The 20,879-nt window shown below is 66.8% G+C and carries 20 protein-coding genes; 6 read left to right on the plus strand and 14 right to left on the minus strand.

The window, feature by feature from the left end; all coding sequences use genetic code 11:
- Positions 1-151 precede the first annotated feature (151 nt).
- Both QPR87_RS02890 and QPR87_RS02895 read left to right on the plus strand, forming a co-directional pair.
- Positions 152-1,333: a dipeptidase gene (locus QPR87_RS02890; protein WP_285048234.1), complete on the plus strand. Its 1,182-nt coding sequence runs from the start codon at positions 152-154 to the stop codon at positions 1,331-1,333.
- Between the two features lie 36 nt (positions 1,334-1,369).
- The gene (locus QPR87_RS02895) at positions 1,370-2,029 is read left to right on the plus strand and encodes a glutathione S-transferase family protein (protein WP_285048235.1); all 660 of its coding nucleotides are present in this window, start codon (positions 1,370-1,372) and stop codon (positions 2,027-2,029) included.
- 162 nt (positions 2,030-2,191) lie between these two features.
- Here the strand turns inward: QPR87_RS02895 and ppk2 are convergent, their stop codons facing one another.
- Positions 2,192-3,175, minus strand: coding sequence for a polyphosphate kinase 2 (gene ppk2, locus QPR87_RS02900; protein ID WP_104491925.1), 984 nt, complete (start codon positions 3,173-3,175; stop codon positions 2,192-2,194).
- A gap of 269 nt (positions 3,176-3,444) precedes the next feature.
- On the opposite strand from ppk2, the gene parE reads away from it, so the two are divergent.
- A complete protein-coding gene (parE, locus tag QPR87_RS02905) occupies positions 3,445-5,415 on the plus strand; it encodes a DNA topoisomerase IV subunit B (RefSeq protein ID WP_230999105.1) in 1,971 nt (656 codons plus the stop codon).
- Positions 5,412-5,747 (plus strand): YnfA family protein, encoded by a 336-nt coding sequence (locus QPR87_RS02910; protein ID WP_011748131.1) that lies wholly within the window; start codon positions 5,412-5,414, stop codon positions 5,745-5,747. The genes parE and QPR87_RS02910 overlap by 4 nt, the downstream gene beginning before the upstream one ends.
- 98 nt (positions 5,748-5,845) lie before the next feature.
- Here QPR87_RS02910 and QPR87_RS02915 read toward each other — a convergent pair whose 3' ends face one another.
- The 11 genes from QPR87_RS02915 to ccoN form a co-directional block, all read right to left on the minus strand.
- Positions 5,846-6,349 carry a phosphatase PAP2 family protein gene (locus QPR87_RS02915; protein ID WP_285048238.1) on the minus strand — a complete coding sequence of 168 codons (504 nt, stop codon included), beginning with the start codon at positions 6,347-6,349 and terminating at the stop codon, positions 5,846-5,848.
- Complete coding sequence (locus QPR87_RS02920) at positions 6,346-7,008, minus strand: ABC transporter ATP-binding protein (RefSeq protein WP_285048239.1); 663 nt, start codon at positions 7,006-7,008, stop codon at positions 6,346-6,348. Before QPR87_RS02920 ends, QPR87_RS02915 begins: the two co-directional genes overlap by 4 nt.
- Positions 7,001-8,302, minus strand: a complete 1,302-nt coding sequence (locus QPR87_RS02925; RefSeq protein ID WP_285048240.1) for an ABC transporter permease — start codon at positions 8,300-8,302, stop codon at positions 7,001-7,003. Before QPR87_RS02925 ends, QPR87_RS02920 begins: the two co-directional genes overlap by 8 nt.
- A 79-nt stretch (positions 8,303-8,381) precedes the next feature.
- Positions 8,382-8,540, minus strand: coding sequence for a cbb3-type cytochrome oxidase assembly protein CcoS (gene ccoS, locus QPR87_RS02930; protein ID WP_011748135.1), 159 nt, complete (start codon positions 8,538-8,540; stop codon positions 8,382-8,384).
- A 9-nt stretch (positions 8,541-8,549) separates the two neighbouring features.
- Positions 8,550-10,748 (minus strand): heavy metal translocating P-type ATPase, encoded by a 2,199-nt coding sequence (locus QPR87_RS02935; protein ID WP_285048242.1) that lies wholly within the window; start codon positions 10,746-10,748, stop codon positions 8,550-8,552.
- A gap of 1 nt (position 10,749) precedes the next feature.
- Complete coding sequence (locus tag QPR87_RS02940) at positions 10,750-11,214, minus strand: FixH family protein (protein WP_011748137.1); 465 nt, start codon at positions 11,212-11,214, stop codon at positions 10,750-10,752.
- Entirely contained in the window at positions 11,214-12,671 is a 1,458-nt protein-coding gene (gene ccoG / locus QPR87_RS02945; protein ID WP_011748138.1) for a cytochrome c oxidase accessory protein CcoG, read from the minus strand. Before ccoG ends, QPR87_RS02940 begins: the two co-directional genes overlap by 1 nt.
- Positions 12,672-12,946: 275 nt before the next feature.
- The gene (gene ccoP / locus QPR87_RS02950; RefSeq protein ID WP_011748139.1) at positions 12,947-13,996 is read right to left on the minus strand and encodes a cytochrome-c oxidase, cbb3-type subunit III; all 1,050 of its coding nucleotides are present in this window, start codon (positions 13,994-13,996) and stop codon (positions 12,947-12,949) included.
- The gene (locus tag QPR87_RS02955; RefSeq protein WP_285048244.1) at positions 13,996-14,184 is read right to left on the minus strand and encodes a cbb3-type cytochrome c oxidase subunit 3; all 189 of its coding nucleotides are present in this window, start codon (positions 14,182-14,184) and stop codon (positions 13,996-13,998) included. Before QPR87_RS02955 ends, ccoP begins: the two co-directional genes overlap by 1 nt.
- An 8-nt stretch (positions 14,185-14,192) precedes the next feature.
- Positions 14,193-14,918, minus strand: coding sequence for a cytochrome-c oxidase, cbb3-type subunit II (gene ccoO / locus QPR87_RS02960; RefSeq protein WP_011748141.1), 726 nt, complete (start codon positions 14,916-14,918; stop codon positions 14,193-14,195).
- Between the two features lie 9 nt (positions 14,919-14,927).
- Positions 14,928-16,547 (minus strand): cytochrome-c oxidase, cbb3-type subunit I, encoded by a 1,620-nt coding sequence (gene ccoN / locus QPR87_RS02965; RefSeq protein ID WP_011748142.1) that lies wholly within the window; start codon positions 16,545-16,547, stop codon positions 14,928-14,930.
- 250 nt (positions 16,548-16,797) lie between these two features.
- Between ccoN and QPR87_RS02970 the strand changes: the two genes are divergently transcribed.
- Positions 16,798-17,631, plus strand: a complete 834-nt coding sequence (locus tag QPR87_RS02970; RefSeq protein ID WP_011748143.1) for a universal stress protein — start codon at positions 16,798-16,800, stop codon at positions 17,629-17,631.
- 87 nt (positions 17,632-17,718) lie between these two features.
- Here QPR87_RS02970 and fnrL read toward each other — a convergent pair whose 3' ends face one another.
- Complete coding sequence (gene fnrL, locus QPR87_RS02975; RefSeq protein WP_041529894.1) at positions 17,719-18,468, minus strand: transcriptional regulator FnrL; 750 nt, start codon at positions 18,466-18,468, stop codon at positions 17,719-17,721.
- Positions 18,469-18,516: 48 nt separating this feature from the next.
- Between fnrL and hemN the strand changes: the two genes are divergently transcribed.
- Positions 18,517-19,872, plus strand: coding sequence for an oxygen-independent coproporphyrinogen III oxidase (gene hemN / locus QPR87_RS02980; RefSeq protein ID WP_011748145.1), 1,356 nt, complete (start codon positions 18,517-18,519; stop codon positions 19,870-19,872).
- 2 nt (positions 19,873-19,874) lie between these two features.
- Here the strand turns inward: hemN and QPR87_RS02985 are convergent, their stop codons facing one another.
- Positions 19,875-20,810, minus strand: a complete 936-nt coding sequence (locus QPR87_RS02985; protein ID WP_285048252.1) for a cation diffusion facilitator family transporter — start codon at positions 20,808-20,810, stop codon at positions 19,875-19,877.
- Positions 20,811-20,879: the final 69 nt, after the last annotated feature.

The following is a 20,879-nucleotide window of genomic DNA, read 5'->3' on the forward strand; positions in this document are numbered from 1 at the left end:
GGTCCGCCTGGCCTATCCCATTGTTCTTGCGTGCCCGTATTCCCCAAGGGACAGGCGCATTCCCCCTTCTCCTCCGCCCCGTCGGGGCAGTTTTCCGTCGCCCGGGGCGCATCCCTGCCCTATGCTGCCGGAAAACGGGAAAGGGGACGGCATGATCCGCATGATCCGGCGCATCATCCTTTGGCTTCTGGCGCTGGCGGTGCTGGCCGCGGCCGTGGTGGCGATCTGGGGGCCGGGCTTCGTCGAGCGGCGGCTGAACCCGGTCACCATGCCGGCCGAGGGATGGCCCGTTTCGCCCCAGGCCGAGGCGCTGCATCAGCGGCTGGTGATCGGCGACTGGCATTCCGACGCGCTGCTTTGGGACCGCGACCTGCTCAAGCATGCCGACCGCGGCCATACCGACATCCCGCGGCTGGCGCAGGGGAATGTCGCGGTGCAGGTCTTCACCACCGTCACCAAAAGCCCGCGCGGCCAGAATTACGGCCAGAACTCCGCCGAGGCGCCGGACAATATCACCCCGCTTTTCATCGGCCAGCTGCGCCCGCTGCCAAGCTGGTTCAGCCTCAAGGAGCGCGCGCTGGTGCAGGCCGCCGCACTGCGCCGCGCCGCCGAACGCGCACCCGACCAGGTGATGCTGATCCGTTCGGCCGAGGACCTGCAAACCTTGCTGGAGGCGCGGCAGAACGGCGCAAGCACGGTCGGCGCCATCCTCGGCGCGGAGGGGGCGCATCCGCTGGAGGGGCAGATCGGCAATCTCCAGGTGCTTTACGGCGCCGGTTTCCGCCTGCTGGGCCTGACGCATTTCTTCGACAACGAGTTGGGCGGCAGCCTGCATGGCGAGGGCGGCAGCGGCGCCGGGCTCAGCCCCTTCGGCCGGCAGGTGGTCGAGGAGATGATGGCCCGTCGCATGATCATCGACCTGGCCCATGCCAGCCCGCAGATGGTGCGCGACGTGCTGGCCATTCCGGGCACCCGGCCGATCCTGTCCCATACCGGCATCCACGGCCAATGCCCCAGCCCGCGCAACCTGGACGATGCGCTGCTGAAGGCCATCGCCGACAAGGGCGGGCTGATCGGCATCGGCTATTGGGCCGACGTGGTCTGCGGCAAGACCCCGGCCGACATCGCCCGCAGCATCCAGGCAGCCATCGCGCTGGTGGGCGAGGATCACGTCTCGCTGGGCTCGGATTACGACGGCTCGGTCGATGCGCCCTTCGACGCGGCGCATCTGGCGGCTCTGACCCAGGCGCTGATGGATGCCGGCCTTGGCGACGAGCAGATCGCCAAGGTCATGGGCGGCAACATGATGCGCTATCTTGCCCAGATGCTTTGAGCGTGCCTAAGCTTTCGCAGCATCAAGGAGAGGCCCATGCTGACCATCTATGGCGTCACCCGCTCGCGCGCCTCGCGCATCATCTGGCTGTGCCATGAACTGGGCCTGCCCTTCAGGCAGGTGCCGGTGATCCAGGCCTATCGCCTGCCCGATCCCGAAGCGCCGGACGCGCCGCTGAACACGCATTCGCCGGACTTCCTGAAGCTCTCGCCCGCCGGCGCCGTGCCGGTGATCCAGGACGGCGACCTGGTGCTGTCGGAATCGCTGGCCTGCACGCTGCATCTGGCACGCAAATACGGCCAGCCCTTCGGGCCCGCCGATGCCGTCGAGGACGCGCTGATGCTGCAATGGAGCTTTTACGCCGCCACCGCCATCGAGCAGGACGCACTGACCATCCTGTTCAACCATGACAAGGGCCAGATCCAGTCAGGCGCGGCCCAGGCCAGCGTCGCCCATGCCGCCGAGCGGCTGATCCGGCCCTTGCGCGTGCTGGAGGATCACATCGCCCGCCATGGCCACCTGGTCGGGGGGCGCTTCACCGTGGCCGACCTGAACCTGGCCGAGGTGCTGCGCTATGCGCAGGGCTATGGCCAGCTGATGGAGCAGTTCCCGGCGGTCATGGCCTGGCTTGACGACTGCCAGGCCCGTCCCGCCTTTCGCAAGATGTGGCAAGAGCGGCTGGCCGAGCCCGAGTGACCCGCACGGCCGGAGCCGGTGGCGGCCCTTGCCTGCGCATTCCGCCCTGCCCGTCCCGAAGTTTGCGGGGCGGTTCCGGGGCCGGCAACTCCGCCCCAGCGCCTGAGCCTTGGGAAAGGAGCACAGCTTCCTGCGCCTTTCGACGGCGGGTAGCGCCCGAACCTATCCTTCCGCCGCCGCCGTCCGCCGGTGATCGGGATGCAGGGCCGCGCCCAGGATATGCTCGGCCGAATGGATCACATGGCTGGCATGGCCGACGATCATCGGATCGGGCGGCATCGCGATGGCCAGGTCCTTGTCGGGATAGTCCAGCGTGGACAGGAAATGCCGCATGCAGTTCAGCCGCGCACGCTTCTTGTCGTTCGACTTGACGATGGTCCAAGGCGCGTCGGCGGTGTCGGTGTAGAAGAACATCGCCTCCTTCGCCTCGGTATAGTCTTCCCATTTGTCGAGGCTGGCCAGGTCGATGGGCGAAAGCTTCCAGCGCTTCAGCGGATCGGTCTCGCGCGCCTTGAACCGCGCCCGCTGCTCGTCGCGGGTGACCGAGAACCAGTATTTGTAAAGCCGGATGCCCGAGCGCGCCAGCATACGCTCAAATTCCGGGGCCTGGCGCATGAATTCCAGATACTCGACGGGCGAGCAGAAGCCCATGACCCGCTCGACCCCGGCGCGGTTGTACCAGCTGCGGTCGTAGAACACCATTTCGCCCGCGGTCGGCAGATGCTGGATATAGCGCTGAAAGAACCACTGCCCCCGCTCGATCTCGGACGGCTTGTTCAGTGCCACCACCCGGGCAAAGCGCGGGTTCAGATGCTCCATGAAGCGCTTGATCGTGCCGCCCTTGCCGGCGGCGTCGCGGCCTTCGAACAGGATGACGAATTTCTGCCCGGTTTCCTGGGCCCAGATCTGCACCTTCAGCAGTTCCGCCTGCAACCGGGCCTTTTCCCGTTCATAGGCCACGCGCCCCATGCGGCGCGGATAGGGATAATGCCCGGTTTCGAAGGCCAGCCGGATCGCATCCGGGTCAAGGCTCGGAAAGCTTTTCGGCCCCCTCGCCTCCGCCTCGGGCGGAGGAATGACGGGCGGGGCGGCCGATACCTCTGCCCTCCCCGCCTCAGCCCCGGCGAACTCGTTGACCGCAGACATGGCCGGAAACACTTTTCCTGGAACCGGATGACCTTCCATATACCCAAACCAAACTATCACTCGTTAACTTTGTAGATTATGGCACGACACGCGGCCGCGCGACTTGATCCGTGTCAACAAACCCCGATTCCAGTCATGCAATCGACACAGATCCGTCATGAGGCCGCACCCATCCCTTGCGGTCGGCGACGGATGATCCACTTTCCCTTGCCCCCGGCCCATGGGACATGAGATAACCCCGCCCCAGAAGAACAAGACGAGCAGGTGCCATGGCCGACGATCTCTTCCCCGCCGCGGATAAGGCTTCCGAAAGCTATTCGGCCTCCTCGATCGAGGTGCTCGAAGGGCTGGAGCCGGTGCGCAAGCGACCCGGCATGTATATCGGCGGCACCGACGAACGCGCGCTGCATCACCTGGTCGCCGAGATCCTCGACAACTCGATGGACGAGGCGGTCGCCGGCCATGCCAGCCGCATCGAGGTCGAGCTGCTGGCCGATTTCAGCGTGGTGATCCGCGACAACGGCCGCGGCATCCCCATCGACCCGCACCCCAAGTTCCCCGGCAAGTCGGCGCTGGAGGTGATCCTGTGCACGCTGCATGCCGGCGGCAAGTTCTCGGGCGATGCCTACCAGACCTCGGGCGGGTTGCACGGCGTCGGCGCCTCGGTCGTGAACGCGCTTTCCGACAGCATGGTAGTGCAGGTCGCCCGCAACCGCGAACTTTACGAGCAGTGCTTCTCGCGCGGCCTGCCCCTTGGCCCGGTCGAGAAGGTCGGCGCCGCCCCGAACCGGCGCGGCACCACCGTCACCTTCCATGCCGACGAGCAGATCTTCGGCCATCACCGCTTCAAGCCGGCGCGGCTGCTGCGCATGGTCAAGTCCAAGGCCTATCTGTTCTCGGGCGTCGAGATCCGCTGGAAATCCGAGATCGACGACGGCGAGACGCCGCTGGAGGCCACGTTCCACTTCCCCGGCGGGCTTGCCGACTATCTGGGCGAGGTGCTGGGCAATGCCTCGACCTATGCCGACCGTCCCTTTGCCGGCAGCGTCGACTTCAAGGAAAAGTTCAACACACCCGGCAAGGTGGATTGGGCGATCAACTGGACACCGTCGCGCGACGGCTTCATCCAATCCTATTGCAACACCGTGCCCACGCCCGAGGGCGGCACGCACGAGGCCGGCTTCTGGTCGGCCATCCTGCGCGGCATCCGCGCCTATGGCGAGCGGGTCAGCAACAAGAAGGCGGCGCAGATCACCCGCGACGACCTGCTGGCCGGCGGCTGCGCGCTGGTCTCCTGCTTCATCCGCGAGCCGGAATTCGTCGGCCAGACCAAGGACCGCCTGGCCACCACCGAGGCGCAGCGGCTGGTCGAGGGCGCGGTGCGCGACCATTTCGACAACTGGCTGGCGGCGGATACGAAATCGGCGGGCGCCATCCTGGACTTCCTGGTGCTGCGGGCCGAGGAACGGCTGCGCCGCCGGCAGGAAAAGGAAACCGCCCGGAAATCGGCGACGAAAAAGCTGCGCCTGCCGGGCAAGCTGGTCGATTGCTCGGCCACCAATCGCGAAGGCACCGAGCTTTTCATCGTCGAGGGCGATTCGGCGGGCGGCAGCGCCAAGATGGCGCGCGAGCGCACCACCCAGGCGCTCTTGCCTCTACGCGGCAAGATCCTGAACGTGCTGGGCGCGGCCTCTTCCAAGCTCGGCTCGAACCAGGAGATCGCCGATCTTTGCCAGGCGCTTGGCGTCGGCATGGGCTCGCGCTTCAACGTCGACGACCTGCGCTATGACAAGATCATCATCATGACCGATGCCGATGTGGACGGTGCCCATATCGCCTCGCTGCTGATGACCTTTTTCTTCACCCAGATGCGGCCGCTGATCGACAAGGGGCATCTCTACCTCGCCTGCCCGCCGCTTTACCGGCTGACGCAGGGGCCGCATCGCATCTATGTCGCCGACGATGCCGAAAAGGAATCGTGGCTGGCCAAGGGGCTGGGCGGCAAGGGCAAGATCGACGTGCAGCGCTTCAAGGGGCTGGGCGAGATGGACGCCAAGGACCTGAAGGACACCACGATGAACCCGCGGACGCGCAAGCTGATCCGTGTCTCGATCGACGAGGAAGAGGGCGGCGAGACCGGCGATCTGGTCGAGCGGCTGATGGGCAAGAAGCCCGAACTGCGCTTCCAGTTCATCCAGGAGAACGCCCAGTTCGCCGATGCCGAGGAACTGGACGTGTGACCCTGGCCGCACCGATCGCCGTCTATGTCCTGGCGGCGCTGGCCGAGATCGCCGGCTGCTTTGCCTTCTGGGCCTGGCTGCGATTGGGGAAATCGCCGCTGTGGCTGGTGCCGGGAATGGTCTCGCTGGCAGTTTTCGCCTGGCTGCTGACCCGGGTCGATGCCGATTTCGCCGGCCGCGCCTATGCCGCCTATGGCGGGATCTATGTCACGGCCTCGCTGGGCTGGCTGTGGCTGACCGAGGGACAGGTGCCGACGCGCTGGGATATTCTTGGCGGCGGGCTGTGCGTGCTGGGGGCGATGGTGATTCTGGCCGGGCCGCGCGCGGCATAGCGCCCCGCCCGCAGGTCGGTTCAGCGGCAGGTCGGTTCAGCCGCAGGTCGTCGGCCAGCAGCGTTCGCCCTATCCCTGAAATCCTGGCGGCGGGTCGATCAGAACCGCATGCCGACCGAAAAGCTCACCCCCTCGGTGCCGATGCCGAAGCTCGCGGCGCCGAAGGTGAACCCCACCAGCGCCCCCGTCCAGACCTGCTGCGGCGTATGCTCGCCGGCATGGACCCGGCTCCAGCCGGTCAGGCCCGCCGCGCCATAGGCCAGCGCCCCGGCCTCGGGCCGGTCGTCGAAACATTTCCCCGCCAGATCCGCCGCCCCGAAAAACGCCGCTGCCGTATGGCCCGAGGGGAAACCCTTGCCCTCGCCCGAGGGCCGGCGCGAGATCGGCTGGCCGTCGAAGAACTCCTTCATTCCCCAGACCAGCGCCGCCTGCAGGATGCCCCGGACCGCGAAATCCTCCAGCCGGTCCTGGTCCATGGCGCAGGCCGCCGCCGCCAGCGGCAGGCCGTATTTCATCGCCGTGCCGAACTGCTCGAACGGATCGGCCGCTGCCGGGGCCGTCAGAAGGCAGATCGCCGCGCAGGCCGCCGTTGCGCGGCTCATGCGTCCAGCCGGATCACCCGGTCCATCCGCGCCGCCAGTTCCATGTTATGGGTGGCGATCAGCGCGGCAAGCCCGGTCTCGCGCACCAGCGCCATCAGCATGTCGAAGACCTTGTCCGAGGTCGCAGGGTCCAGGTTCCCCGTCGGCTCGTCCGCCAGCAGCAGCGAGGGCTGGTTCGCCAGCGCCCGGCAGAAGGCGACGCGCTGCTGCTCGCCCCCGGACAATTGCGCCGGGCGGTGATCGGCGCGATGCGTCAGCCCCACGCGCCCCAGCAGATCCAGCGCCCGCGTCCGCGCCGCCGCCTGCGAGACGCCGTTGGCGAGTTGCGGCAGGACGATGTTCTCCGCCGCCGAAAATTCCGGAAGCAGGTGGTGGAACTGATAGACGAAGCCCAGTTCCTCGCGCCGCGCCTCGGTCCGCGCCCGGTCGCTCTGCCCGGCCATGTCGCGCCCGTTCAGCAGCACCCGGCCAGAATCCGCGGTGTCGAGCAGCCCGGCAATGTGCAGCAGCGTCGACTTGCCGGCGCCCGAGGGCGCGACCAGCGCCACCACCTCGCCTCGGACGATCTGCAGGGACAACCCGTTCAACACCGGCACCGGCGCGGGACCACCAATGCCGTAAGTCTTAGAAATTTCTTCCAGAACCAGGATGTCACTCATAGCGCAGCGCCTCTACCGGGTTCATGCGCGCAGCGCGGCGCGCAGGGAAGATGGTGACAATGAAGGACAGGGCCAGCGACAGCGCCGCCGCCCGGAAGATGTCCCAGCCCCGCAATTCGGCAGTCAGCTGGTAGATGCCGCGCACCTCGGGCTGCCAGGCATTGCCGCCGGTCAGCATGTTCAGCGCCGCCATGATGTGATCGACATTCAGCGACAGAAGGACGCCCAGCACCACGCCGGCGATGGTGCCGATCACCCCGGTAAAGGCGCCGCAGAGGAAAAAGACCCGCAGGACGGAGCCCTCGGTCAGCCCCATGGTGCGCAGGATGCCGATGTCGCGACCCTTGTTCTTGACCAGCATGATCAGCCCCGAGGTGATGTTCATCGAGGCGATCAGCACCAGGATCGACAGGATGATGAACATCACGTCATCCTCCATGTCGAGCGCAGCCAGGAACGATCCCGAGGCATCGCGCCAGGTCCAGATCTGCCCCCGCTCGCCCAGGACCTGCAAGAGCGGCATGGTCCAGTCGTCGACCCGCTCGGGATCGGCGACATAGACCCCGATCTCGTCGGCAAGCCCCTCTCGGTTGAAAAAGCTCTGCGCCTTGGCCAGCGGCATGTAGATGCGGGCCTGGTCCACGTCATAGCGCCCCGCCGAGAAGATATAGACGACCTCGAAGGATTCGACCCGCGGCGTGGTGCCGAAGGGGGTCTTAGCACCATCGGGCGCGACCAGTTGCAGCCGGTCGCCGATCCGAACGCCCAGGTTGCGCGCCATGCCGATGCCGATGGCGATGCCTTGGTCGAAATCGTCCAGGCTGCCCGACGCGCTCTCGGGATCGGCAATGCCCGCCATCCCCCCGAGCGCATCGAGCGTGATGCCATGCACATCGCCCAAGGCGGCCGCATCGCCCTGCCGCGCCATGACCTGGGCGCGAACGGCCGGAACGGCACGGGTCACGCCGGGGATCTGCGCGATCCTGGCGGCCAGCGCGTCGTAATCCTCGATCCGGCCCTGGGTGACATAGGTCTCTTCGGTCAGCTCGTTATAGACCTGCGTGGGCGCGTAATAGACGGTGCTATGGGCATTGGCGCCCAGGATGGTGTCGACGAACTCGGCCCGGAAACCGGCGCGCACCGCCAGCGTGGCGACCAATGCCATCACGCCCAGGGTGATGCCGATCAGGCTGATCCAGGTCATCACGCTGACCCCGCCCTCGGCGCGGCGGGCGCGCAGATAGCGCCAGGCGATCATGAATTCGTAACGCGAAAACGGGGCGGTGCTGGCCATCGCTCACCTGTCTGTTGGGTGGCGCCTGATTGGCCTTTCGCCGCCCGCAATGCAAGCCAACAAGGCCGTGACCACGGGATCAGGGCTTCGGGTGATCGTCCCATTCCGAGCTGAGGATGCGCTCGGCATCGCCTTTGGGATCGTCGTATTGCCGACCGCGCAGCGACCAGATGAAGGCCAGCAGGCCAAGCCCGCCAAGACCCAGGGAAACCGGAATCAGAAGGCCGAGGATTTCCATGCTTCCTCCCTATCGCAGCCGCAACGCGTTCAACGTCACGCTGATGGAGCTCAGCGACATGGCCAGCGCCGCCATCAGGGGCGTGGCAAAGCCGGCGATGGCGATGGGCACCGCGACGATGTTGTAGACCAGCGAGATCGCGAAGTTCTCCTTGATCCGGGCACGGGCGCTTCGCGCGAGTTCCAGCGCCTCGGCCACCGGGGCCAGGTCGCTGCCCATCAGCACCATATCCGAGGCGGTGCGCGCCGCATCAAGCGCCGAGGCGGGCGAGATCGAGACATGCGCCTCGGTCAAGGCGGCGGTGTCGTTGAGTCCGTCGCCGACCATCAGCGGATGCAGCCCCTCCTGCCGCAGACGGCGCAGGGCCTCGGCCTTTTCGACCGGGGTGACGCCGGCCCGCCATTCCTCGATGCCCAGCCGACGCGCCAGATCCTGAACCACCGGCGCCGCATCGCCCGAGAGCAGCATCACCCGCCGGCCCGAGGCAAGGATCCGCGCCACGCAGGCCTCGGCCCCCGGACGCAGCCGGTCCGAGAATTCCAGCCGGATCGGCGCGCCCTGCCCCAGCGACAGCCAGCTTGCCGACAGCGTCGCCTCGCCATGCCGGGCGCCCAGCCAGTCGGCGCGGCCCAGCCGCACCTCGCGGCCCAGCCAGACCCCGGAAATGCCATGGCCCGGCACCTCGCGCAGATCCTGCAATGCCGCTGGCTCGGTGCCGGTCTCGCGCAGCGCCTGCGCCAAGGCCTGGGACAGCGGATGGCCCGATCCTTGCGCCAGGGCCAGCGCCACGGGACGCGCATCGGTCGGGATAGGGTCCAGCGAGACCAGTTGCGGCACGCCCATGGTCAGGGTGCCGGTCTTGTCGAAAACCGCGGCATCGACCTCGGCCAGACGCTCCAGCGCGGTGCCGTCCTTGATCAGCATGCCGCGCCGGAACAGCCGCCCCGAGGCCGCGGTGACCACCGCCGGCACCGCCAGACCCAGCGCACAGGGACAGGTGATGATCAGCACAGCCGCGGCCACGTTCACCGCCAGCCGCAGGTCATGCGTGCCGAGATACCAGCCGAGAAAGCTGCAAAAGGCCAGAAGATGCACCAACGGCGAATAAAGCCGCGAGGCGCGGTCGGCGAGGCCGGTATAGTGGCCGCGCGCCGATTCCGCGGCGGCGACCAGCGCGGTCAGCCGCGCCAGAGAACTGTCGCGCCCGGCCGCCGTCACCCGCATGACCAGAGGGCCGGTCAGGTTCACCTCGCCCGCCGAAAGCGCAAGGCCGGGGCCGGCCGCGACCGGGATGCTCTCGCCGGTCAGAAGCGAGCGGTCGATCTCGCTGCTGCCCTCGGCGATCTCGCCATCGGCCGGGACGCGGGCACCGGGGCGGATGCGGATCAGGTCGCCAGGAACCAGTTCGGCCACCGGGACCGGCTCGTCGCCCGCAGGGGTGACGCGGAAGGCGCGCGGCACCTCCAGCGCCGTCAACTCCTCGGCTGCGGAGCGGGCGACGGCGCGGGTGCGATAGTCCAGGTAACGCCCGATCAGCAGGAAGAAGCACAGCATCACCGCCGCGTCGAAATAGGCGTGATGGCCGGAATGCAGCGTCTCGTAGACCGAGATGGCGCTGGCCAGGATCAGCGCCAGCGAGATCGGCACGTCCATGCCCAGCCGGCCATGCCTGAGTGCCCGCCAGGCGCTGGAAAAGAAGGGCTGGCCGGCAAAGGCCACGGTCGGCAGGGCGATGGCGCCGGAAATCCAGTGGAACATGTCGCGCGTCGCGTCCTCGGCCCCCGACCAGACCGCGACGGACAGGATCATGATGTTCATCATCGCGAAACCCGACACGCCGATGCGCATCAGGATGTCGCGGCCCTGCCGGTCGGCGGCGCTGGCCGACAGCGCGGCGGGGTCGAGCTCATGCGCCTCGTAGCCGATGCTTTCGACCACGGGGATCAGTTCCTCGGCGGTCATGCCCGGCGCGTCCACGGTGACGCGGCGCAGCGTCAGGTTGACCCGCGCATCCCTGACGCCGGGATGGCGTTGCAGCACCCGCTCGACATCGGTGATGCAGGTCGCGCAATGGATGGTCGGCAGCGACAGGACGATATCCTCCTGCACGCCCCGAGTCCCCGCGATGCGGCTCGCCAGCGGTGCCGCGTCGCAGGCCGGACAGGCCGAAAGCCGGGCGTCGTGATCGTGCAGCGTGGCGTCGGACATCTCATTTCACCCGGTTGCCGTGGTAATGGTCGATGCGCTGGCGAAAGACCGTGCCGTCGGGTGCGGTCGCGGTCAGGTGGATGTTCCACGTCCCCGGCGCCAGCGCCAGCGGCGCGCGGAACAGCCCGCCGGCATAGGTGAACTCGGGCCGCCGATCATCGCGCATGTGGGTAGGACGTCCGACCGTCACCTCCAGCCCCTGCACCGGCGCCGGATAGCCCTCTGCGTCGCGGATCGCCAGCGTAAGCTCGCGCCCGTCATATTCCGGCGTCACCGTCCAGTTCAGGGCCGCCTGGGCGTCGCGGTCGCGGTCGAAGCTTTGCGAGGCGACATAGCTGTTCTTGACCTCCAGCCCCGGGAAGGTGCCGACGGCCTTGACCGCCATGAACACGTTGACGGCGATGATGGTGCCGAAGGCGCCCAGAGTGATGATCAGCACATGGCGGCCGGTCAGTTCGCGGGGCATCATTCGCTCCTTCCGTGGAAGACGGTGCCGATACGGGACTTCACCCCATCGGTGACATCCTCGACCCAAAGCGTCAACTCGCTCTGTGCGGCTTCGGCCAGGGCCGAGTCCTTCTCGGCGGTGATGTAGACCCGCTGGGTATGGGTGCTGTCGGCGGCCACCTTGACACCGGCATCGGGCAAGCCCTCCAGCGTCAGGCTGATCCCCTGCGGCGCGGCGCCGTCCGAGCCGGTGACCGAAACGGCAAAGTCGCGCTCGGCCCCCTGCTTGTTGCGCAGCCGCAGGGCATAGGTGTTGCGGATCGCACCGTCGGCCATCGTGACGTAAAGCGGGTTCCTGACCGGCGTCACGTTCAGGTCGAAGGGCGAGCGCAGGAACAGCGCCACCACCAGCGCGACGCCGATCCCCGCCCAGAGCGTGAAGTACAGCATCGTGCGCGGCCGCAGGATATGCTTGAGCACAGGCTTGGGCGCGGCGCCGGACCGCTCGGCCGTCTCATCCTTCAGCGCCATGTAGTCGATCAGCCCGCGCGGCTTGCCGATCTTGTCCATCACCTCGTCGCAGGCGTCGATGCAGAGCGCGCAGGTGATGCATTCCAGCTGCTGGCCGTCGCGGATGTCGATGCCCATCGGGCAGACGTTCACGCAGGCCATGCAGTCGATGCAATCGCCCTTGGCGCCGCCGTCGGATTTCGTCGGCTCGCCCTTGTGCAGCTTGCCGCGCGGCTCGCCTCGCCATTCGCGATAGGCGACGGTCAGCGTGTCCTCGTCCATCATCGCGGCCTGGATGCGCGGCCAGGGGCAGGCATAGACGCAGATCTGTTCGCGCGCGAAGCCGCCGAACAGGAAGGTGGTCGCGGTCAGGATGCCCATGGTGATATAGGCGACGGGGTGGGCCGTTCCGGTGAACAGGTTGCCCAGAAGCGTCGGCGCATCGGTGAAATAGAAGATCCAGGCGCCGCCGGTCGCCACCGAAATGAGCAGCCAGACCACCCATTTCACCAACCGCAGCCGCAGCTTGCGCGCACTCCAAGGCGCGTTCCACAGCCGCAGCCGGGCGTTGCGGTCGCCCTCGACCCAGCGCTCGGTCAGCAGGAAAAGGTCCGTCCAGACCGTCTGCGGACAGGCATAGCCGCACCAGACCCGTCCCAGCGCCGAGGTGAACAGGAAAAGCCCCAAACCCGCCATGACCAGAAGGCCGGCGACGAAATAGAACTCATGCGGCCATATCTCGATCCAGAAGAAATAGAAGCGGCGGTTGGCCAGATCGATCAGCACCGCCTGGTCGGGCATGCCGGGGCCGCGGTCCCAGCGGATCCAGGGCGTGACGTAATAGATCGCCAGGGTCACCGCCATGATGATCCATTTCAGGTTCCGAAACCAGCCATGGACCCGGCGGGGAAAGATCGGCTCCCGGGCGGCATAGAGACGTGGCGGGTCGATGTCGGAATTCGACATGATTGGCTCCTGTTGCGCGTGGCCCGGGTATAAAGCCTTGCTGCGAGAGCGCATTGATCTGCGTCAAGCGCGGGCATGCCGAGCATAACGGACGGGAAAATGGCAAGACATGGGCCGGATTGTCGCATCCCGGCGCAAAAAAACGCGCCACCGGCTTGCGCCGGTTCGCGTGCCTGGCATTTGATAAAAACACCGGCCCCCCTTGGAAACGCGCGAACAGGACGGGGGGCCGGTGCCTCCGGGGCCGGTTGCCCGGCCGCGGATCTCGGGATCTGTTATTCGCCACCGCCGAGGCTGTGGACATAAGCGGCGACGGCGACGATGTCGGCCTCGGACAGGCGGCCGGTCCAGGCCGGCATCACGCCGAAAGGACCGTCGCGCACGATGCGGGTGATCGTCGCCGGATCCGAACCGTAAAGCCAGACCGCATCGGTCAGGTCGGGCGCGCCCTGCGCACGGTCGCCCGTGCCATCCTCGGCATGGCAGGACGAGCAGTTGTCGGCGAAGACCTCCACCCCCTCGGCCGCCAGCGCCGCGTCATGCGGCAGGCCGCCCAGTTCCAGCACATGGTTCACGACCTGGCTGATCTGGGCATTTTCCAGCAAGCCGTCGATGCCGAAACGCGGCATTTCGGAATAACGGGTATCCGCATCCTTGGGATCGCGGATGCCATGCATGACCGTGGTGTGGATCTCTTCCAGAGTGCCACCCCAGAGCCAGTCGTTGTCCAGAAGCGAGGGATAGCCCGTGGCCCCGCCCGCCCCCGAGCCGTGGCACTGCGCGCACCAGGTGCGGAAGATCGCGGCGCCGGCATTGGCGGTATAGTTCGCCAGTTCCGGGTCGGCGGCGATCTCTTCCAGCGGCGTCTCGACCAGCTTGGCCTGGATCGGGGCATTGGCCTCGTTGAAGCGCTGGATCTCGGCGGCCACGTCCGAACGGTAGTTCTGGCCCAGAAGGCCCTGCGTCGCCCCGTTCACCAGCGGAATGGCGGGATAGGCGATGAGATAGAGCACCCCCCAGACGATGGTGGCGTAAAAGGTCCACAGCCACCAGCGCGGCAAGGGGTTGTCATACTCTTCGATCCCGTCCCAGCTATGGCCGGTCGAGGGCACCTCGACCACCCTGCGCCCGCCCTTGCGGTCGCGCACCACGCGGGTGGCGCCGGGCCGGGGCGTGACCGGAGGATGCAGCGGATCGCCGCCGGGCCCTTCGGGCGGATGGGCGAGGATCTTCGCCTTGTGAGCCTCGTCGGCGGCCTGGCGTTCCAGCTCGATCCGGTTGTCGGGGTTCTGCGGGCTGGCATGCTCGTCGTCGGTATCGGCCATCACTCGACCTCCTTCTCGCCCGCGGATGCGGGTTTCGTCTCGTTACGGAAGATGCTTTCGGCCGCGTCGCGGTGCAGCAGCCGCGAGCCCGGCCTGAAGGCGAAGACAATCGTCCCCAGGAAAAAGACCACCAGCAGCAGAAGCACCCAGCTGTCGGCCAGTTCGCGCAGGAAGGAATACCTGTCCATGGCGGGCCTCAGCGGTTCGGATCGGGTTCGAAGGTCGAGAAATCGACCATCGTGCCCAAGACCTGGAGATAGGCGATCAGGGCATCCATCTCGGACACGCCGGGGCGGCGGTCGAAATTGCGCTGTTGCGCACCCGGATAGCGTTCCTCCAGCCCCGAGGCATCCGCATCCGGGTCGGCCTGGGCACGGAAGTCCTCGACCGCCGCGGCGATCATCGCGTCGTCATAGGGGACGCCGACCAGCGCGTCGGTCTTCAGCCGCTGCTGCATGTTCGAGGCGTCGACCTGGCGATTCAGCAGGAAGCCGTATTTCGGCATGATCGATTCCGGCACCACCGCCTGCGGGTCCACCAGGTGGTCGAGATGCCATTCGTCCGAGTAGCGGCCGCCAACGCGGGCCAGGTCCGGCCCGGTCCGCTTGGAGCCCCATTGGAACGGATGGTCATACATCGACTCGGCCGCCAGGCTGTAATGGCCGTAACGCTCGACCTCGTCGCGCATCGGGCGGATCATCTGGCTGTGGCAGACATAGCAGCCCTCGCGGACATAGATGTCGCGGCCCTTCAGTTCCAGCGGCGTATAGGGCCGCATGCCCTGCACCTTTTCGATGGTGTTTTGCAGATAGAACAGCGGCGCGATTTCCACGATGCCGCCGATGGTCACCACGAGGAAGGAAAAGACCAGCAGAAGCGTGGCGTTCTTTTCCAGGACCTTGTGCTTTTCAAGAATGGCCATGATCCGTCCTCACTCGGCAGGAACCGCAGCGGCGGTCGATTGGGTCTTGGGCTGCTTGGCGACGGTGGCCCACAGGTTGTAGCACATGATCAGCGCACCGCCGAGATAGAGCACGCCGCCCAGGGCCCGCACCACGTTCATCGGGAATTTTGCAGCGACCGTGTCGGCAAAGGCGTTGACCAGGAAACCCTGGGCGTCGACCTCGCGCCACATCAACCCTTCCATGATGCCCGAGACCCACATCGAGGCCGCGTAGAGCACCAGACCGATGGTGGCGAGCCAGAAATGCCAGCTGACCAGCCCTGTCGAATAAAGCCGCTCACGTCCCCAAAGCCGCGGCACCAGGTAGTAGAGCGCGCCAAAGGTGATCATGCCGTTCCAGCCCAGCGCGCCGGAATGGACGTGACCGATGGTCCAGTCGGTGTAATGTGACAGCGAGTTCACCGCCTTGATCGACATCATCGGCCCCTCGAAGGTCGCCATGCCGTAGAAGCCGACGGCCACCACCATCATGCGGATGATCGGATCGGTGCGCAGCTTGTCCCAGGCGCCCGAGAGCGTCATCAGCCCGTTGATCATGCCGCCCCAGCTGGGCATCCACAGGATGATCGAGAACACCATGCCCAGCGTCGAGGCCCAGTCGGGCAGCGCGGTATAGTGCAGGTGGTGCGGACCGGCCCAGATATAAAGGAAGATCAGCGCCCAGAAGTGGATGATGGACAGCTTGTAGCTGTAGACCGGACGCTCGGCCTGCTTGGGGATGAAGTAATACATCATGCCCAGGAAGCCCGCCGTCAGGAAGAAGCCCACCGCGTTGTGGCCATACCACCATTGCGTCATCGCGTCCTGCACGCCCGAGAAGAGCTGCACCGATTTCGAGCCGAAGAGGCTGACCGGGATCGCCAGGTTGTTGACGATATGCAGCATGGCGATGGTGACGATGAAGGACAGGTAGAACCAGTTCGCCACATAGATATGCGGCTCTTTCCGCTTCAGGATCGTGCCCAGGAACACTGCCAGGTAGACGACCCAGACGACGGTCAGCCACCAGTCCACATACCATTCCGGCTCGGCATATTCCTTGGACTGGGTGGCGCCCAGGATGTAGCCGGTCGCGGCCAGAACGATGAAGAGCTGATAGCCCCAGAACACGAACCAGGCCGCGTTGCCGCCCCAGAGCCGCGCCGCCGAGGTGCGCTGCACCACGTAGAACGAGGTCGCGATCAGGGCGTTGCCGCCAAAGGCGAAGATCACCGCCGAGGTATGCAGCGGGCGAAGCTTGCCGAAATTGGTATAGCCCATGGTGATGTCGCTGAGGTTCAGCGCCGGGAAGGCCAGCTGGAAGGCGATGACCACCCCGACCAGAAAGCCCACCACGCCCCAGAACGCGGTGGCGATCACGCCCGCCCGGACGACGTCGTCCATATATTGCGTTTCGGGGTGCGGCTCGAGCGCAGGCTGCTCATTGCCCATCTGACGCAGCACGCGCAGGAACATGATCCCCGCCGCCAGCATGATGATCAGGGCGTTGACCAGATACGCGAGATCATCGGGTCGCGCATAATTGGCCGCGATCGCGGCCAGGACCGCGATCGTGCCCAGCGCGATCAGCTTGATGGTGTCCAACATGAATTCGTGTCCTTAAATCCTGCGCCGAAGGCGGCCGATTCGCACGAAATGCGACGGGAACGCGGCTCCGACAGCTAACTTCTAACGTCACACGGTTTCGTGAGACTTTGATCTGCGTCAATCTGTCATTGCTGGATAGGTGTAAAATCCCGGAATATCTGGACAGGATGTCGCAGCCGCCCCCCGGCAACGATTGCGATCCTGCCGGATGCAGGTGAAACTTGCGCCGAACCCCGAAAGGAGAGGGCCCATGGGCTACAAAACGATCCTCACCGTCCTGACCAACGCCAACCAGCAGAAGCAACTCGATTCGGCCGTTGCCATGACCCGGCGCGAGGATGCGCATCTCGACGTGTTCTGCATGGGCGTGGACCACACCCAGAGCGGCTATTACTACGCGGGTGCCTCGGCCTATGTGTTCCAGGAATCCATCGACAAGGCCGTGGCCGCTGCCGGCGAGCTGGAGGAAAAGGTCCGCGACCGGCTCGATCCCGAAGACATCCGCTGGTCCGTGGATTCCGCAGTGGCCCAGGTCGGCGGGCTTTCGACGCTGGTGGGAATGCGCGCGCGCTATTCCGACCTGGTGGTGCTGAACCGCCCCTATGGCGAGGGCGCCCCCGCCGACGCCGAGGCGGTGACCGAGGCGGCGCTGTTCGAGGGTGCGGCCCCGGTGCTGATCGTGCCGGATGAGCTGAAGGAGCCCTTCGGCAAGAAGGTCATGATCGCCTGGAACCAGTCGAACGAGGCGCTGGCCGCCGTGCGCCGCGCCCTGCCCCTGCTGATCGCCGCCGAAAGCGTCGAGATCACGGTGATCGACCCCTCGCCCAGCGGCCCCGAGCGCTCGGATCCCGGCGGCGCGCTGTGCCAGATGCTGACGCGCCATGGCGTGAAGGCGGAAATCTCGGTGCTGGCCCGCACCTTGCCGCTGATCAGCGACATCCTGAACCGCCGCGCCACCGAGATCGGCGCCGACATGCTGGTGATGGGCGCCTATGGCCATTCCCGCTTCCGCGAGGCGATCCTGGGCGGCGCGACGCGCAACATGCTGGAAAAGGCGCAGGTGCCGGTCCTGATGGCGCGCTGATCTGCCGTCCTGGCAAAGCAAACCCCCGGGCAAGTCCCGGGGGTCTTGCTTTGGGCCGCCGGGCAACCCGCGACCCGGCCCGGCCGCCTAGCTGAGCGGCCCGCCGTCCGAGTCGTCGCCGCTTTCGGTGACCAGCCGCACGAAAGAAGGCACGATCACCCGCCGCTTGCCGTCGAGTTCGATCACCCCTTCGCGCTTGAGCGCGCTCATCTGCCGGCTGACGGTCTCCAGCGTCAGGCCCAGGTAATCCGCCATCGCCTCGCGCGTCAGCGGCAGTTCGATGGTGATGCGCCCCTCTGGGCGGCGCTTGATCAGCGCAGCCTCGCGCCGTGCCAGGATCACCAGCAGCGAGGCGATCTTCTCGCGCGCCGATTTCCGGCCCAGCAGCAGCAGCCAGTCGCGGGCGGCGTCAAGCTCGTCCAGCGTCATCTCCAGCAGCCGGCTGGCGATGCGGGGATTGTCGATCAGCAGCTTTTCGAAAGGCTTGCGCCGAAAGCAGCACAGCACAAGGTCGCTGGTCGCGGTCACGGTATAGGCCGCCATGTCGCGCCCCGGCCGGCCCAGGAAATCGCTGGGCAGCAGCAGGCCCACCATCTGCGTGCGCCCATCCTCGAGCTGCTGGGTCAGCCCGGCCATGCCGGCGACCACCGAGGCCACGAAATCCATCCGGTCGCCGGCCCAGACCACGACCTGTCCCGCCTCGTAGCGGCGATAGAATTTCATCTCCTCCAGTTCGGTCAGCTCATCGCCTTCGCAATGTGCGCAAACGGCCCGATACCGTATCGGACAAATCTCGCAGGGCTGCTGCGTCGCGCAGAGGGCGGCGTCATGTGGCATTTGATTTGGGTCAAGGTTCCAGCGCGTGTTCCGCGGCAGGATAGCAGTATGGAACAACAATCGCAACTTGAGCGGCTGGGACTGTTTGACGCGCGCGTGCCGCGCTACACCAGCTATCCGACCGCGCCGCATTTCACCCCCGCCGTGGGCGAGCCGGTCTTCCGCGACTGGATCGCAGCGATTCCCGCCGGCGCGGCGATCTCTCTCTACATGCATGTGCCGTTCTGCCGGCGATTGTGCTGGTTCTGCGCCTGCCGCACGCAGGGCACGCAATCCGACGAGCCGGTGCGCGCCTATGCCAAGGCCCTGCTGGCCGAACTCGACATGCTGAAGTCGGCGCTCGCCCCCGGCGTCCGGCTGTCGCGCCTGCATTGGGGCGGCGGCACGCCGACCCTGATGCCGGCCGAGATGATGCGGCTGGTCGCCGGCGCGGTCCTCGACGCCTTCCCGCTGGCCGAGGGCGCGGAATTCTCGGTCGAGATCGATCCGAACGAGATCGACGAGGCCCGCATGGACGCCTTGGCCGAGGCCGGGCTGAACCGCGCCTCGATCGGGGTGCAGGATTTCGACCCCGAGATCCAGAAGATCATCGGCCGCGAGCAGAGCTTCGAAGTGACGAAACGCGCCGTGGACATGATCCGCGACCGCGGCATCGCCAGCCTGAACGCCGACATCCTCTACGGCCTGCCCCATCAAGACCCGCACCGGATCGCCGAATCGGTGCAGAAGCTGCTGGCGCTGTCGCCCGACCGGGTGGCGCTCTACGGCTATGCCCATGTGCCCTGGATGGCCAAGCGGCAGGTGATGATCCCGTCCGAGGCGCTGCCCGACCCGCATGGCCGGCTGCGGCTGTTCGAGACCGCGCGCGAATTGTTCCTCGCCGACGGCTATGACGAGATCGGCATCGATCATTTCGCCCGCCCCGGCGACGGTCTTGCCCGCGCGCAAAAGGCCGGCCTGCTGCGCCGCAACTTCCAGGGCTATACCGACGACCGGGCCGAAGTGCTGGTGGGCCTGGGCGCCTCGTCGATCTCGCGCTTCCCGCAGGGCTATGCGCAGAACGCCCCGGCGACCGGCGCCCACCTGGCCAGGATCCGCGACGGGCGCTTCTCGACCACGCGCGGCCATGCCTTCTCGGCCGAGGATCGCTGGCGCTCGCGGATGATCGAGGCGCTGATGTGCGATTTCGAGATCCGGGCCGAGGAGTTCATCCGCGACCACGGCTTCGACGCCGAGAGCCTGTCCCGCATCCTCACCCCCGTCGCCGCGCATTTCGGCGACATGGTCGATGCCGACGCCTCGGGCCTGCGCATTACGCCCAGGGGGCGACCGCTGACCCGGATGATCGCCCGCATGTTCGACGGCTACGACATGGCGGCCTCGGGCCATTCCGCGGCGATCTGACGCTAATGGCGATGGCCGTCATGGCCGTCGCCGGCATCGCTGCAGGCATCGCCTTCGCGCTCGGCCTCGATCGTGGCATGGTCGATGCCGAAATCGCGCCACAACATTGCCTTGGCCTGGCGCACCGTCATCACCGCATCGGCCCCGTCGCGCATGACCAGATGCACCGACAGCGCCGTGCGGCGCTCGTCGATCTGCCACAGATGCAGGTGATGCGCGCCGGCGACGCCCTCGACCCCGGCCATGGCGCCGATCAGCGCCGCGTGATCCACGCCGGCGGGTGCGGCCAGCATCAGCATGCGCATCACCGGCCCGATCTCCTGCCCGACATGCCACAGGATCACCCCCGAGATCAGCAGCGTCAGCACCGGATCGGCGAGATGCCAGCCAAAGGCCCAGATCAGCGCCCCGCCCAGGATCACCGCAACCGAGACCGCCGCATCGGCCAGGTTGTGCAGGAAGGCGGCGCGGATGTTCACGCTCTCCTTCGCGGCGCGCCAGACCAGCGCCGCCGTAGCCATGTCCACGAGCAGCGCAAAACCCGCCAGGGCCATCACCAGCCCACCCGCGACCTGCGGCGGCTCGACCATGCGCCCCAGCGCCTCGATCCCCAGCCAGACCGAAATCGCGATCAGCGCGATATAGTTGACGAAGGCCGCGACGACCTCGGCCCGTCCCCAGCCATAGCTCATCCCGGGGCTGGCGGGACGCCGGGCCAGGCGCCGGGCGCCAAAGGCCAGCACCAGCGCCAGCGCATCCGAAAGATTATGCACCCCATCCGCGATCAGCGCCGTGGAATCGGCGACATAGCCGCCCAGGATCTGCGCCCCGGTCAGCGCCAGGTTGACCACCACCGCGATCAGGATGGTGCCGTCGCCCACCCCGCCCGGCAGATGCGAATGACCGTGCTCGCCCTCATGCGCATGCGAATGGCCCATTCCGTCCCCTCGCCGGCTTCTTCGTTCCCCAAATACTCATGCGGCCGCGCAATCCACGCGACCGCCGGT

Source organism: Paracoccus sp. SSJ, assembly GCF_030234105.1.
GTDB classification, from domain to species: Bacteria; Pseudomonadota; Alphaproteobacteria; order Rhodobacterales; family Rhodobacteraceae; genus Paracoccus; species Paracoccus denitrificans.